Source organism: Roseibium sp. MMSF_3247 (assembly GCF_030733765.1).
GTDB lineage: Bacteria > Pseudomonadota > Alphaproteobacteria > Rhizobiales > Stappiaceae > Roseibium.
Genome location: NZ_JASHII010000002.1, coordinates 420,374 through 433,711, shown reverse-complemented (window position 1 = coordinate 433,711; position 13,338 = coordinate 420,374). Strand labels below are relative to the sequence as shown.

The window sequence follows — 13,338 nt, the reverse complement described above, 5'->3', positions numbered from 1 at the left end:
CTCGCTGTCACAGATGTTGAACCGGTCCCTAAGGGGTCTTGAACCGGGCGCGAACATAAAGGTTTTGGCTGAGGTGACAACCGTTTTCCTGCCAATGCATGGCAGCTTGCACGAAAAAGCGCCCGCTTACACGCCGGTAATCGCAGGCACATCCCGTTCGGCTTTATTTCTGGGGCGGTTCTTTCAACGCGCTGAGTGCAGCAAATGGAGAGGGTTTGCCGGTTTCCTCAATTGCCTCTGAAGGATCAGCGTCTTCCTCGCCGCCACCCTCAAACTCGACACCGGGTCTACGCGGAAACGGATCAAGCGCAAGCGCAAGCTCTTCACATATAACGTTGCCAAGGTCGAGCACGCCGTCGGTTATGACATCGGGCGGATCCAGCGATTCAAGATCGATCTCGATTTCACCGTCCTCATTGAGATCGCGGATTTTCCGCGACCGGCTAGAATGCGGCTCAAACGTCCGGTCGATGTCGAGTTTCAGTTCCTGGACGAACGGCTCCAAAGAAACAACGCAGGTCTGCTCCAGTTCAGCCGTGATGTGTCCCGCAACCCGCAGTCCGGCTTTCCGGTACGGCTTTAGAACAAGATCTGCGACAAGGCTTTTCACGCCATCGAGGTCATAGGCTGTCGCAATCGCAGCCCGGTCCCCCGCGTTTGCCGTCACAGTTATTTTCTCATCCTTGTCCACGACCCGCGCCGCGTTCACCTTATGGCTGTAAGGAAAGGTTTCATTGGCCATATCTTTTGAGGCTCGTCTTTATTGTTCATTTTTCCGGCAAGAACGCTGCAGGATCCGGCCAGCTGATGTCACCGTTCAAAAGGTCCTGCGTATCTTGCCCAGTCAGCTCTGCAGCGGCAGCGATGACATAATGGGCAAGACGTTCCTGAGCAATCGGCTCTTCTTTGTCCGTGTAGATGTTACGGCCAAGGGCCTGCGCGAGATCCTCAGCGTTTCCGGCTTCAACGGCTGCCATGTAAGCGTCCGCGCGGCCAAAAAACGCCTCGCCCATCTTTCGGACTTTCTTGGGAACGCGTGTATCGCTTACGCCCATTTCGCGCAAGGACGCATCCATGTCCTGAAAGAAGAGATCAAAGACATCCTGCGTGAACTCGGCGACCTTCTTGCCTTCACCCTGCATGCGCTTAAAATAAAGGACAGCGTGCAATACGATGAGGTCGAAACGCCCATCTATTGTGTCGGGGACAAGAAAATCCGTGTAAAAAACGGGCTGCCGTGCTTGAGCCACGATTTCACAGTAGGTTTTGTGTTCGGCGTCACGAGATCTGCGGCGGAACAAGCCGAGGATCATGGCGGTCTCCTTAGAATTCAGGTGTTGCCTTGTGCCCTATCCCACGATAGTGACTTTGCCAAGCAACGAAATTGACATACAGCCGGACTGATCTGGCATTACGGGACTTCATAGATGAACTTCAAGGCTTGCGCCCTGTTACTTCCCCTGATGGCAACTCTGCCCCTTGGTGGCTGTTTCACATCTACCTACACGCACGGCCATGTCATCACGTCCAACATGATGAGCCAGGTTCAAGTCGGCTCAAGCCGCGAACAGGTAGAACTTGTTTTGGGTTCGCCGTCGACCAGGTCAAGTCTTGACGGCGATGCGTACTACTACATCTCGCAAAAAACCGCGACGACAGCCTTCCTGGCGCCCGACATCGTCGAACAGCGGGTTGTTGCCGTTTACTTCGATGAAGATGGATTTGTGAAGGACATGGGTAACTACACCCTTGAAGACGGCAAGATCGTCGACATTGTGACCCGGACAACCCGCACCGGCGGCGCTGACTATGGCTTCCTCAGCCAGATCCTCAAGGGCGCGGCAAACCCGGGCCTGGGTCTATAAGCCGCACGCTTTTTGGACAAAGAAAGAAGCCCCGGTCTTTCGAACGGGGCTTTTCTGTTTTCTTGGCTTCAACGCCGATCAGTGCGCCAGTACCGCGAGCAGCAAGAGCGCCACGATGTTGGTGATCTTAATCATCGGGTTCACCGCTGGGCCAGCAGTATCCTTGTAGGGATCCCCTACGGTATCACCGGTGACAGACGCCTTATGCGCTTCGCCGCCCTTCTGGTGCGTCACACCGTCTTTATCGGTGAAACCGTCCTCGAAGGACTTCTTGGCATTGTCCCATGCCCCGCCGCCGGCGGTCATGGAAATCGCCACGAAGAGACCTGTGACGATCACACCAAGCAGCATTGCGCCGAGTGCAGCAAAAGCATCCGCAGGTGTTGCCACCGCGCGCACCACAAAGAACACGACAATTGGCGAGAGAACCGGCAGAAGCGACGGGATGATCATTTCCTTGATCGCCGCCTTTGTCAGCATGTCAACCGCCCGGCCATAGTCCGGCCGCTCTGTGCCTTCCATGATGCCCGGCTTTTCCTTGAACTGGCGGCGGACTTCCTCCACCACGGCCCCTGCGGCCCGGCCCACTGCCGTCATCGAAATGCCGCCGAACAGATACGGCAGCAATCCGCCAAACAACAGACCGGCAACGACATACGGGTTGGACAAGGAGAACAAGGTGTCCACGGAGATGCCGTAGAAGATCGACCCTTCCTGCGCATTGGCGCTGAAGAACTTCAGATCCTCCGTGTAGGCAGCAAACAGCACCAGGGCACCAAGACCGGCAGACCCGATTGCATAGCCCTTGGTCACCGCTTTCGTGGTGTTACCGACCGCATCGAGCGCATCTGTTGTGGTCCGGACTTCTGCCGGTAGATCCGCCATTTCAGCAATACCGCCGGCATTGTCGGTCACCGGGCCGAACGCATCGAGCGCGACGACCATCCCGGCAAGCGCAAGCATCGTCGTCACCGCGATTGCGATGCCGAAGAGCCCGGCAAAGGCATACGTCGACAGAATGCCAACGATGATGATGATTGCCGGAAGCGCTGTTGCCTCAAGGGAGACAGCAAGACCCTGGATCACGTTGGTTCCGTGTCCGGTTACAGAGGCTTGCGCGATGGACTTCACCGGCCGGTAGTCTGTGCCGGTGTAGTACTCCGTCACCCAGATGATGAGGCCGGTCACGATCAAACCGATCACGCCGCAGATGAAGAGATCGAACCCGGTGAAGCTTGCGCCGCCGGAGGTCGTATACTCGGTCCCCGCGCCCAGCCAGCCGAAGACGATGATGGCCAGGGCAACCGCAGACAGGACGGCTGTGGCGATAAAGCCTTTGTAGAGCGCACCCATGATGGAGTTGTTTTCGCCGAGTTTGACGAAGAACGTTCCCATGATGGACGTGACCACACAGCTGGCTCCGATCAGGAGCGGCAACAACATCAACTCGGTTGCCTGGGCACCGGTGAAGAAGATCGACGCCAGAACCATCGTTGCAACCACGGTCACAGCATAGGTTTCGAACAAGTCGGCCGCCATACCGGCACAGTCGCCCACGTTGTCGCCGACGTTGTCCGCAATGGTCGCCGGGTTGCGCGGATCGTCCTCCGGAATACCCGCCTCCACCTTGCCGACAAGGTCACCGCCGACATCCGCACCCTTGGTGAAGATACCGCCGCCAAGACGGGCGAAGATCGAAATCAAGGATGCGCCGAAACCGAGCGCCACCAGCGCGTCGATCACCACACGGTCACTGGCCGCGTAGCCCATCGGACCGGTGAGGATCATGTAGTAGACAGCGACACCCAAAAGTGCGAGGCCGGCAACCAAAAGGCCGGTGACAGCACCGGCCTTGAAAGCAACTTCCAGTCCCGCACCCAGGCTTTGGCTTGCGGCCTGGGCGGTGCGCACATTGGCCCGGACAGACACCATCATACCGATGTATCCGGCGGCCCCGGATAACACGGCCCCGATGAGGAAACCGATTGCAGCAGGTCCGGAAAGCAGGATCCATGCAAGAACAAAAACAACAGCACCGACAATGGCAATCGTTGTGTATTGACGGTTGAGATATGCGCTGGCCCCCTCCTGGATCGCTCCAGCAATCTCCTGCATGCGGGCGTTCCCCGCGTCCGCTGCCATGACGGACTGAATTGCCCATGCGCCGTACGCGATGGACAAGAGGCCACAAATAATGATGACGACAAGCTCGATCATGCTTCCTCCCAAGGCTGTGGCGGGCGGTGTTGTTGTAGTTTTACCCGCCAAATCGCCTCACACCTGAATTCCCCAGCGTGAAGCAACTGCACGATAGCAGCAAAGCAGCGCGGGGCGTCAAGCACTTCGATTGTATTATTTCTATATGCCGTTGCGTCATTAACTTGCGCAGCGCAGCAATTATGCTGCAGCGGCGAAGTGAATTTGCGCAAAGACTTTAAGCGGTTGTAACGGCTTTTCTTTCTGCCAATGCGAGCCAGATCAACAAACAGATGCAGAGCACAACAAACGGGAACACAAGGATGTTGACCGTCGCCCAACCAAACGCGTTCAAGAGCGCTCCAGAGGAGAAGGACGCCGCTGCAACGAATCCAAAGACCAGGAAATCATTGACCGCCTGAACGAGATTGCGCTCTTCCGGACGATAGGTATCTGTCAGCATTGCCGTTGCGCCGATAAAGCCGAAATTCCAGCCAAGGCCAAGGAGGATCAATGCGGTCCAGAAATGCGCGAGCTCCAGCCCCATAAGGGCAACGATGGCACAGCCGGCCAGAAGTGCCAGACCAATCGAGACGATGCGCTCCTTGCCAAACCTCGCAATAAGGCTGCCGGTGAAGAAGCTTGGACCGAACATGGCCAGAACATGCCATTGGATTCCAAGCGCAGCGTCCGTTTCGCTCAGTCCGCAGCCGATCATGGCAAGCGGTGTTGCGGTCATCACAAGGCTCATCAAAGCGTAGGAGCAAATGCCACACGCAGCCGCCACGATGAAGCGCGGCTGTTTCATGATTTGCCCAAGTGGCCGTCCACCAGCCTGCTTGTGGCTTTGACGCGGCGGCTTCGGGATCTTGATAAAGGCCAGCAAAAACATGGCGATCAAGGCGAGGCCAGCCTGTGCAACATAGGTTCCGGCAAAGAGGATAGGCGCAAACATGTCCTTGGTGGCAATGACGGTTTGTGGTCCGACAACACCGGCAAGCACCCCACCGGCCAAGACCCACGAGATCGCCTTGGGCTTGAATGCATCGCTCGCCGTATCGGCGGCGGCAAATCTGTATTGCTGGACAAAGGCTCCTGCGAAACCACCCAAACCGCACGCAAAGGAAAAGAGCAGAAAGTGGTTCAGCAGCACAGCGTAGGCGGCAAGCAGACCAGAGGCAACACCCACCAACGCAGAACCCATGAATCCGGCCCGGCGGCCGAAACGCCGCATGATGATCCCGGCAGGAATCGTGCCAAACGCGGTTCCGAGAACCATTGCGGATACAGGTACAGTCGCCAGCGCCTTGTCTTCGTCGAGCATCATGTACCCGACCAACGACCCCGTCGTGATAACGATGGAAGCGGATGCCCCTCCAAGCGCCTGGGCCAGAGCAAGAAGAACAGCATTTCTTTTGGCCAAACGGTCGTCGACAAAGGCGTCTTGCGCAACAGCAGTCATTAATCAGGATCTCAAACGGGACAAGGCCTCAAGGCGTATTCGCCTTTGGCGCGGGAAAGACACCTTGCCTATCACGCTTGCGGGAGCTCGCAAAGCACCGCGGCTCCTTTTTCGATCAAGTTGAAGCAGGCCCTCTTAGAAGTGCCTGAAACCGTTCTGAAGATCAGCAGATACGGGAGCACCGTAGTCGAGCAGGTTTACCGTCCCCTCGCCCTCCACGACCTTGCCGACGGCAGTCACTGGGCACCCGAGTTCGGAAGCTTCCGCCGAAAAGGCCTGCGAAACGGCCTCAGGAACCGACACCAGAATTTCGTAGTCGTCGCCGCCATTTAGACACGCGAAAAAGACGTCCGGAGCCGCGCTCTTCAGATGTGTCAGCGCAGGTGACAACGGCACAGTTTCCAGATTGATCTGGATCGCCGAAGAGCTTGCAGAAGCCATATGGCCGGCGTCCGACAAGAGACCGTCCGAGATGTCCATAGACGCGGTGGCGTATTTGACAATCAAAGGCGCCAACCGGGTGCGCGGCCTCGGCAGCAGATAACGGTCGAGGATGTGCGCCTCGTCACTTGCTGCGAGAGTGGTTGTGGCTGCAAAACCTCTGTCGAGCCGTGCCTTCAATCCCGCAGCGGCATCTCCGATCGTGCCCGTTGCAAACAAGATGTCACCGGCTTTGGCACCGCATCGGCGGATGGCTCGTCCGCTTGGGACTTCACCTATTGCGGTAATAGATACCTGCAAGCCATTGGAAGATCGTATGGTATCACCGCCAAGGAGTTGAATATCGTAAGCGGCCTGATCGGCAGCCAGTCCCTTGCAGAAACGCTCGACCCAATCCGCCGTCCAGCCTTTGGGCAGCGCTATGCCGAGAAGATAACCGCGCGGCGTGGCTCCCTTTGCTGCCAGATCGGAAAGATTGACTCGCAAAGACTTGGCTGCAATGGCCTCCGGGGCGTCTTCGGCAAAGAAGTGAACATCAGCCGCCAGAACGTCTTTTGTCAGAACGAGATCGAAACCCGGCCGGGGCGTGAGAACCGCAGCGTCGTCCGTCAAGCCAAGACTGCCGGGGTCTTTTGCCAAGGGCGCAAAAAACCGCTTGATCAGTTCAAACTCTCCGGGCCGGTCGGCGGCCATGTTCAGGCCTGTCCGTCCGCGTCCTTGACATCGAATTCCGGGCTGCGCAGCTCATGGGCCAACCGGTCCAATACACCGTTGACCAGTCCCGGTTCATCATCCTCGAAGAACGCTTTTGCAACATCGATATATTCGGAGATGATCACCTTGGCCGGCACATCTCTGCGCCGCAGAAGCTCATAGCCACCGGCGCGCAAAATGGCCCGAAGCAGGCTGTCGATCCGCTTGAGCGGCCAGTCTTCCTTCAAGGCAGTATGGATGTAGGGATCCAGGAACTTCTGGTCCGCAACAACGCCCGCCAGGATGTGCTTGAACCATTGCTCGTCGGCGTCACGATACTGTTCGCCGTCGATTTCCTTGCCCAAACGAAACGCCGTGTATTCACTGACAACATTGGTCAGCGGTGCGCCGCCAATATCCATTTGATAGAGAGCCTGAACGGCAGCCAGACGGGCAACGCCACGCTTGTTGGCGGGGCGGGTTGCGTTTTCGTTTTTTTGTCGTGCCGGTTTGTCCGGGTCGGCCTTTCCGGTCATTTTTCTTATACTCCGAAGCGCTCGCGCAGGGCTATCATGTCAAGAGCAGCTTGAGCCGCGCCTCCGCCCTTGTTCTTGTCGCCAACTTTTGCGCGGGCCCACGCTTGTTCGTTGTTTTCGACTGTCAGAATACCATTTCCGACAGCAAGGTCTGCATCGACGATCAAATCCATGATCACGCGGTTCGATTCATTTGCCACGATGTCGTAATGCGTGGTCTCTCCGCGGATCACGACACCCAGAAGAACAAAACCATCATAGAGCGCGCCCTCGTTCTCCATGGCAGTCATGGCCATCGACAACGCTGCCGGGATCTCCAGAACACCAGGGACGGCCACACGCTCGTAAGTCGCACCCGCCGCTTCTAGCGTTGCGATAGCGCCTTCGGCGAGGGAATCGGCGAGGTCGTCATAGAAGCGGGCTTCAATGATCAAGAGTTTCGGTGCAGCGCTCATAGCTTGATCCTTTGTAAGGCCGCGACAGGAACCACGTCTGCCCCGGTTTGTCCAGTGTCATTCCTGCAAGACCGTTAAGACCGGACGGCATAGCTGCCGTCTGGTTCCGCCGATCCGGTGTGCTCGGATCCAGGCTTCTGATCTGTTTGAAAGTGTTGGGACCGTCCCCTACCCGGTCTTGGTGAATTCCGCAAGACGTGCCGCATAGCGCGCCATCATATCCACTTCCAGATTAACGAGGTCCCCGGCCTTGCTCTCTGACCAGTTGGTCACTTCCAGCGTGTGCGGGATCAGAAAGACGGAAAACAAAAGCCCGTCGACCTCATTGACGGTCAGCGATGTACCGTTGAGTGCCACGGATCCTTTTTTGGCGATGAACTTGGCGACATCCTGCGGTGCACGAAACTGGAAATAGACGCTGTCGGGATGATCTTCGCGCTTAGTGATTTCGGCAACACCGTCAACGTGGCCGAGAACCAGGTGACCGCCGAGCTCCGCCCCCATGGTCAGCGAGCGCTCCAGGTTGAGCTTTTGCCCCTCTTTCCAATCGGCGACATTCGTCAACGCCAGGGTTTCGGCGGCGGACTCAACTTCGAACCAGTTACCGCCTGAACTGTTCTCCTTGGCTGTCACCGTGTGACAGACGCCGTCACAGGAAATGGACGCCCCGATATCGAAGCTGTCCGTGTCGTACACGGTCTTGATGCGGGTTCGCTTGCCTGCCGGTATGTCCAACGCGGACTGAATCTCGCCGAGGTCGGTCACAATACCGGTGAACATGTCAGGCTCCACTCTTTCTGAGGTAAGTATATCGGTCGGCCCCAAGATACCCGGCTCCGATTGAGGCAAATTGGGGGTCGGTCAGGACATTTGCAAGATCAAGGTCATGCAAGGCAGGTATGCCGCCCTCGCCAATCTCGATGTCTCCGGTGACAACACAAAGATCGTCCACCAGCCCGGCGTCCAGGAAAGAGGAGGCAAGCCGTGCGCCGCCCTCCACCATCACCCGGGTCACACCGCGCGTTGCAAGAGCGCTCAAGATCACATCCGGGTCGATGCCGGAAGGTGTGGCCGGTACGCGGATGATATTGACACCGGCTGCAGCCAGCGCATTGACCTGATCGGCATTTGCCCCGTTTCCGCATATCAGCCAAACGGGGACGTCCACACAGGTCCGGACAAGTTTGGAATTGAGCGGAAGCCGGGCTTGCCGGTCGACCACCACCCGAACCGGCGAGCGGGCATACAGCCCGGGCAAACGGCAGGTCAGTTGGGGATCATCGGCCAGCGCGGTGCCGATGCCAACCAGGATGGCGTCTGATGCTGCCCGAAACCCATGGACCATACGCATGGAGATCGGCCCGGATATCTTGATCTGGCCTTCCCCTTCCCGGCCAATGAAGCCGTCTTTTGACACTGCGAGCTTTAGGAAAACGGATGGCCGATGCCGGCGCTGCCGGTAAGTAAAACCTCGGTAGAGATCTGTGAGGGCTCGCTCCCGCACGCCTGTGACAACCTCAATGCCAGCATCCTGAAGCATGCCGACACCCCGTCCAGAGACACGCGGGTTCGGGTCCAGCATTCCGACAACGACCCGCGACACACCGGCTTCGATAAGCGCGAGCGAACACGGAGGCGTGCGTCCGTAATGCGAACAGGGCTCCAGGGTAACGTAGCACGTTGCGCCTTTGGCCAATTCACCGGCCTGGTTGAGGGCGTTGACTTCCGCGTGCGCCATTCCGGGCCGGGACGTGACGCCGCGTCCCACAAGCACAGGGACGCCGTCGGAGTTTTCATGGACGATCATGGCGGCGACAGACGGATTTGGCCAAACGCGGCCAAGCCCCCGCCGGGCCAGCCGTTCAGCGGCCGCCATGAACCGGTTGTCGGTTTCTGTAATTGAAGACATAAGCGCGCCGGAAATCAGTCTTTGTCGGAGACCGGTGTCACAGGATCGCTCAGCTCATCGAGGAGAGCTTCGAAATCCTTGGCCTCACGGAAATTCTTATAAACGGATGCGAACCGGACATAGGCCACGTCATCAACTCCCTTGAGCCCTTCCATGACGTGGTTACCGATGGTCTCGGCAGTGATCTCGCTTTCGCCGGAGCTTTCCAGCTGGCGTACGATGCCGCTCACCATACGCTCGATCCGCTCCGGGTCGACCGGACGCTTGCGCACTGCGATCTGAACGGACCGCATCAGCTTTTCGCGATCGAACGGCACCCGGCGGCCAGACCGCTTCAGCACCATCAACTCACGCAGCTGTACACGCTCGAATGTCGTGTATCGACCGCCGCAGGTGTTGCAGATCCTGCGACGGCGGATGGCTGTGTTGTCCTCGGTGGGGCGGGAATCCTTTACCTGGGTCTCCTCGCCGCCGCAAAACGGACATTTCATATGTCAAAGCTCCTGAACGAGCCGGTCTTTACCCGTAAATCGGGAACCGTGCTGTCAGTGCTTCTACCTTGGCTTTGACTGCGGCTTCAACTGCCGCGTTGCCATCTTCACTGTTTGCGGCCTTCAAACCGTCCAACACTTCCGTGATCAACAGGCCAACTTCGCGGAATTCTGCGACACCGAAGCCCCGTGTGGTCGCCGCAGGCGTACCGAGGCGGACACCGGAGGTGATCATCGGCTTTTGCGGGTCGTTCGGGACACCGTTCTTGTTACAGGTGATGTTTGCCAGACCGAGAGACTTCTCTGCATCGCGGCCGGTCAGCATTTTCGGACGAAGGTCCACCAGCATCAGGTGCGTGTCGGTGCCATCGGAAACGATATCCATACCGCCTTCACGCAGGGTCTCCGCCAGAACCTGAGCGTTTTCACGAACTGCACGGATGTAGCTCTTGAAGTCGTCCGTCAGGGCTTCTCCGAACGCCACCGCCTTTGCAGCGATTACGTGCATCAGCGGACCGCCTTGGAGACCCGGGAAAACCGCAGAGTTGATCTTCTTGGAGATCTCTTCCTTGTCGGTCAGCACCATGCCGCCACGCGGACCGCGCAGGGTCTTGTGGGTCGTGGTGGTGACAACGTCGGCATAGGGGAATGGGCTCGGATGCTCGCCAGCGGCGACCAGACCAGAAAAGTGAGCCATGTCGACCATCAGATACGCGCCGACCTCATCCGCAACTTCGCGGAACTTGGCAAAATCGATCTGACGCGAGTACGCAGACCCACCGGCGATGATCAAGGCCGGCTTGGTTTCGCGTGCCAAAGCAGCCATTGCATCATAGTCGATCAGTCCGGTTTCAACGTTCAGGCCGTACTGAACAGCGTTGAACCACTTGCCGGAAAGGTTCGGCTTGGCGCCGTGGGTCAGGTGGCCACCTGCATCCAGGCTCATGCCGAGGATGGTGTCGCCCGGATTGATCAGCGCAAGGAAGACCGCTTGGTTCGCCTGGCTGCCGGAGTTCGGCTGAACGTTGGCAAAGCCACAGCCAAAGAGCTTCTTTGCGCGATCGATGGCCAGGTTTTCCGCCATGTCGACGAATTCACAACCGCCATAGTAGCGCCGGCCCGGGTAACCTTCGGCGTATTTGTTGGTGAGCACAGAGCCCTGCGCTTCAAGAACGGCACGTGACACGATGTTCTCAGACGCGATCAGCTCGATCTCATGCTGCTGGCGGCCGAGTTCCTTTTCGATGGTGCCGAAGAGTTCCGGATCTGCTTCAGCAAGACCGCGGGTGAAAAAATCCGACTGAACGGATTGATCGGAGGATTCCATCAAAGACATAGCACCATCCTTATTGTGTTGTGTCTGTGTCGTAGCGCAGTTTCGCAGGCCGGTTTCTTTGCAGATCCGGTGTCCTCTCACCGCTGTGTGGCGTGGGAGTAACACAGCCTTGGGGTGGAACCAAGAGCAACAGCGACGCAGGGCTTCTTGAAACCGGCATGGTTCGGTTTCGAACGCAGCCCCTACTTCTCCTAAAGGAATATCTTAGTTTATCGACTCCCTTGATGTATTTAACTAGTAGAATAGATTTTCTCTAAAATTATCCAGGCCCGGCCCACGCCCTTTAATTGTTTCCAAACGAATATGAAAACTAATACGAGCTAGGGGATCGACTTTGTAACTTGTATTGGGCCCGGGGACATGAAGATACTTGATTGGCTGAAAGACAAGCAGAACCTGCCCACCATGGCCTATAGCCTCGGGTTGGGTCTCATTGCTTTCGCCGTGACTGCTATCTGGGTTGCGGATACAAGGTTTCTTGCTGACCAGCATCGCATCGGTGCCGAAGTGAACTTGGCAGGCCGGCAGCGCATGCTCAGCCAGCGCATCGCGATGGTCGCTCAAGACATGAGCCGGTTCGAGCGTGTCAACGGAGCCAGCCCAAGTTTCATGTTGATCGGTTGCGCTGACCAAATGATGCGCGCGCATACCGCACTTCTTTCAACGGATATCGACCGGATCAAGAAGGCACTTGGCGAGGGCATCAGCTGCCATGTTGGTGCTGCTGAAGATGTTCCAACAGGCGATCTCTCGCCGGCTCTCCAGGGCGCGTTTTTTGGCGGCAATTATCCGCTTGATCCCTTGCTGCGGGACTTCATCAACCGAGCCGTTTCTGTTGCACAATCAGAACCGCCCCGGCAAGAGGACATTGACGCGATCGTACAGATGGCCAATCTGGAACTGCCGGTGAAACTGAACACACTTGTGCGTGTGTTTCAGGATGAGGGCGAAGAGTCTCTTCATGCGTTGGATCGCTTCATCACCGCAATGTGGGCTCTGACACTGCTTCTGATCCTTTTGGAAATTGTTTTCATCTTCCAACCGATGGCCCGCAAAATACGTGAAACAATGGCGCAACTTCATAAGACGTTGGGCATCTCGGAAAAGCGCGGGATCGAGCTGAAAGAGGCCAATGAGCAGCTCCTGGAAAGCATCCACTACGCGCGCAAGATCCAACAAGGTGTGCTTGCTGATGTCACGGACATGCGCACATCGGTTAAGGATGCCGCGATGCTGTGGGAGCCTCTGCAGGTCGTCAGCGGCGACTTCGTTTGGTCTTCGGAAGTCGATGGCAAAACAGTGTTTTTCGTTGCCGACTGTACCGGGCACGGTGTTCCCGGCGCGCTTTTGACCATGGTTGTCTCTTCTGAGCTGAAAAAACTCCTGGACCTCGGAGAACTCGCGGATCCTGAGCGATTGATGCTGGATCTCGATCGGGGTGTCCGTCAACGCCTTGGTCAAGATCGGCCCTCGGATGCGGGGAACGATAACCAAACGTCCGATGATGGCTTTGAAGCCGCCTTGGCAATCTATGACCCCGCCGAAAACACACTCACCTTCATCGGGGCTGGCATTCCGCTCTACGTCCAATCCTCGGACGGCATCAAGCGGATCCCGGCAGACCGGCACCGTCTCGGTTATCGCAGCCTACGCCGCCCGGAAAGCTTCAAGGTGCATCATCTGGACGTCGAAGAAGACGAAACCTTCTATCTGGCGACGGACGGAGCAACCGATCACATTGGCGGCGAACGCAAACGCGCCTTTGGCCGGAAACGTTTGTTCGAGGTCCTGGAGGCCAATGCCTACGCAGACCTCGAAACCCAACTTTCAAAGCTGAAATCTGTCCTGGAAGACTATCGCGGCTCAGAGCCCGCACGGGACGACTACACGGTTCTGGCGGTAACGCCACGTTCAAACAATCCAGCGCACAAGCAGGCAGCTGAGTAGGAGGCCG

Annotated in this window: 13 protein-coding genes; 2 read left to right on the top strand and 11 right to left on the bottom strand. The window is 57.4% G+C overall.

Annotation, left to right across the window (positions count from 1 at the left end):
• Positions 1-163: 163 nt before the first annotated feature.
• Both RBB44_RS07455 and RBB44_RS07450 read right to left on the bottom strand, forming a co-directional pair.
• The gene (locus RBB44_RS07455) at positions 164-742 is read right to left on the bottom strand and encodes a DUF177 domain-containing protein (protein ID WP_306146765.1); all 579 of its coding nucleotides are present in this window, start codon (positions 740-742) and stop codon (positions 164-166) included.
• A 25-nt stretch (positions 743-767) separates the two neighbouring features.
• Complete coding sequence (locus RBB44_RS07450; RefSeq protein WP_306146764.1) at positions 768-1,313, bottom strand: ubiquinol-cytochrome C chaperone family protein; 546 nt, start codon at positions 1,311-1,313, stop codon at positions 768-770.
• A 114-nt stretch (positions 1,314-1,427) separates the two neighbouring features.
• Here RBB44_RS07450 and RBB44_RS07445 point away from each other — a divergent pair, with 114 nt between their 5' ends.
• A complete protein-coding gene (locus tag RBB44_RS07445; RefSeq protein ID WP_008197254.1) occupies positions 1,428-1,865 on the top strand; it encodes an outer membrane protein assembly factor BamE in 438 nt (145 codons plus the stop codon).
• A 78-nt stretch (positions 1,866-1,943) separates the two neighbouring features.
• Here RBB44_RS07445 and RBB44_RS07440 read toward each other — a convergent pair whose 3' ends face one another.
• The 9 genes from RBB44_RS07440 to glyA all read right to left on the bottom strand — a co-directional run bounded on the left by RBB44_RS07440 (position 1,944) and on the right by glyA (position 11,384).
• The gene (locus RBB44_RS07440; RefSeq protein ID WP_306146763.1) at positions 1,944-4,082 is read right to left on the bottom strand and encodes a sodium-translocating pyrophosphatase; all 2,139 of its coding nucleotides are present in this window, start codon (positions 4,080-4,082) and stop codon (positions 1,944-1,946) included.
• A gap of 217 nt (positions 4,083-4,299) precedes the next feature.
• Complete coding sequence (locus RBB44_RS07435) at positions 4,300-5,523, bottom strand: MFS transporter (protein ID WP_306146762.1); 1,224 nt, start codon at positions 5,521-5,523, stop codon at positions 4,300-4,302.
• Positions 5,524-5,658: 135 nt separating this feature from the next.
• Positions 5,659-6,657: a thiamine-phosphate kinase gene (thiL, locus tag RBB44_RS07430; protein ID WP_306146761.1), complete on the bottom strand. Its 999-nt coding sequence runs from the start codon at positions 6,655-6,657 to the stop codon at positions 5,659-5,661.
• Positions 6,658-6,659: 2 nt separating this feature from the next.
• Positions 6,660-7,193, bottom strand: coding sequence for a transcription antitermination factor NusB (nusB, locus tag RBB44_RS07425; RefSeq protein WP_306146760.1), 534 nt, complete (start codon positions 7,191-7,193; stop codon positions 6,660-6,662).
• Between the two features lie 5 nt (positions 7,194-7,198).
• Complete coding sequence (ribH, locus tag RBB44_RS07420; RefSeq protein ID WP_306146759.1) at positions 7,199-7,648, bottom strand: 6,7-dimethyl-8-ribityllumazine synthase; 450 nt, start codon at positions 7,646-7,648, stop codon at positions 7,199-7,201.
• Positions 7,649-7,816: 168 nt separating this feature from the next.
• Positions 7,817-8,428, bottom strand: a complete 612-nt coding sequence (locus RBB44_RS07415; protein WP_306146758.1) for a riboflavin synthase — start codon at positions 8,426-8,428, stop codon at positions 7,817-7,819.
• 1 nt (position 8,429) lies between these two features.
• The gene (ribD, locus tag RBB44_RS07410) at positions 8,430-9,557 is read right to left on the bottom strand and encodes a bifunctional diaminohydroxyphosphoribosylaminopyrimidine deaminase/5-amino-6-(5-phosphoribosylamino)uracil reductase RibD (RefSeq protein ID WP_306146757.1); all 1,128 of its coding nucleotides are present in this window, start codon (positions 9,555-9,557) and stop codon (positions 8,430-8,432) included.
• 14 nt (positions 9,558-9,571) lie between these two features.
• The gene (gene nrdR, locus RBB44_RS07405; RefSeq protein WP_133950560.1) at positions 9,572-10,048 is read right to left on the bottom strand and encodes a transcriptional regulator NrdR; all 477 of its coding nucleotides are present in this window, start codon (positions 10,046-10,048) and stop codon (positions 9,572-9,574) included.
• Between the two features lie 28 nt (positions 10,049-10,076).
• Positions 10,077-11,384 carry a serine hydroxymethyltransferase gene (glyA, locus tag RBB44_RS07400; RefSeq protein WP_371932233.1) on the bottom strand — a complete coding sequence of 436 codons (1,308 nt, stop codon included), beginning with the start codon at positions 11,382-11,384 and terminating at the stop codon, positions 10,077-10,079.
• A gap of 360 nt (positions 11,385-11,744) precedes the next feature.
• Here glyA and RBB44_RS07395 point away from each other — a divergent pair, with 360 nt between their 5' ends.
• Positions 11,745-13,331, top strand: a complete 1,587-nt coding sequence (locus RBB44_RS07395; RefSeq protein ID WP_306146756.1) for a SpoIIE family protein phosphatase — start codon at positions 11,745-11,747, stop codon at positions 13,329-13,331.
• Positions 13,332-13,338: the final 7 nt, after the last annotated feature.

Excerpts from the sequence above, each read along its gene's own strand:
- RBB44_RS07455 (WP_306146765.1), bottom strand. The coding sequence starts at position 742 with ATGGCCAATGAAACCTTTCCTTACAGCCATAAGGTGAACGCGGCGCGG.
- RBB44_RS07450 (WP_306146764.1), bottom strand. The coding sequence starts at position 1,313 with ATGATCCTCGGCTTGTTCCGCCGCAGATCTCGTGACGCCGAACACAAA.
- RBB44_RS07445 (WP_008197254.1), top strand. The coding sequence starts at position 1,428 with ATGAACTTCAAGGCTTGCGCCCTGTTACTTCCCCTGATGGCAACTCTG.
- RBB44_RS07440 (WP_306146763.1), bottom strand. The coding sequence starts at position 4,082 with ATGATCGAGCTTGTCGTCATCATTATTTGTGGCCTCTTGTCCATCGCG.
- RBB44_RS07435 (WP_306146762.1), bottom strand. The coding sequence starts at position 5,523 with ATGACTGCTGTTGCGCAAGACGCCTTTGTCGACGACCGTTTGGCCAAA.
- thiL (WP_306146761.1), bottom strand. The coding sequence starts at position 6,657 with ATGGCCGCCGACCGGCCCGGAGAGTTTGAACTGATCAAGCGGTTTTTT.
- nusB (WP_306146760.1), bottom strand. The coding sequence starts at position 7,193 with ATGACCGGAAAGGCCGACCCGGACAAACCGGCACGACAAAAAAACGAA.
- ribH (WP_306146759.1), bottom strand. The coding sequence starts at position 7,648 with ATGAGCGCTGCACCGAAACTCTTGATCATTGAAGCCCGCTTCTATGAC.
- RBB44_RS07415 (WP_306146758.1), bottom strand. The coding sequence starts at position 8,428 with ATGTTCACCGGTATTGTGACCGACCTCGGCGAGATTCAGTCCGCGTTG.
- ribD (WP_306146757.1), bottom strand. The coding sequence starts at position 9,557 with ATGTCTTCAATTACAGAAACCGACAACCGGTTCATGGCGGCCGCTGAA.
- nrdR (WP_133950560.1), bottom strand. The coding sequence starts at position 10,048 with ATGAAATGTCCGTTTTGCGGCGGCGAGGAGACCCAGGTAAAGGATTCC.
- glyA (WP_371932233.1), bottom strand. The coding sequence starts at position 11,384 with ATGTCTTTGATGGAATCCTCCGATCAATCCGTTCAGTCGGATTTTTTC.
- RBB44_RS07395 (WP_306146756.1), top strand. The coding sequence starts at position 11,745 with ATGAAGATACTTGATTGGCTGAAAGACAAGCAGAACCTGCCCACCATG.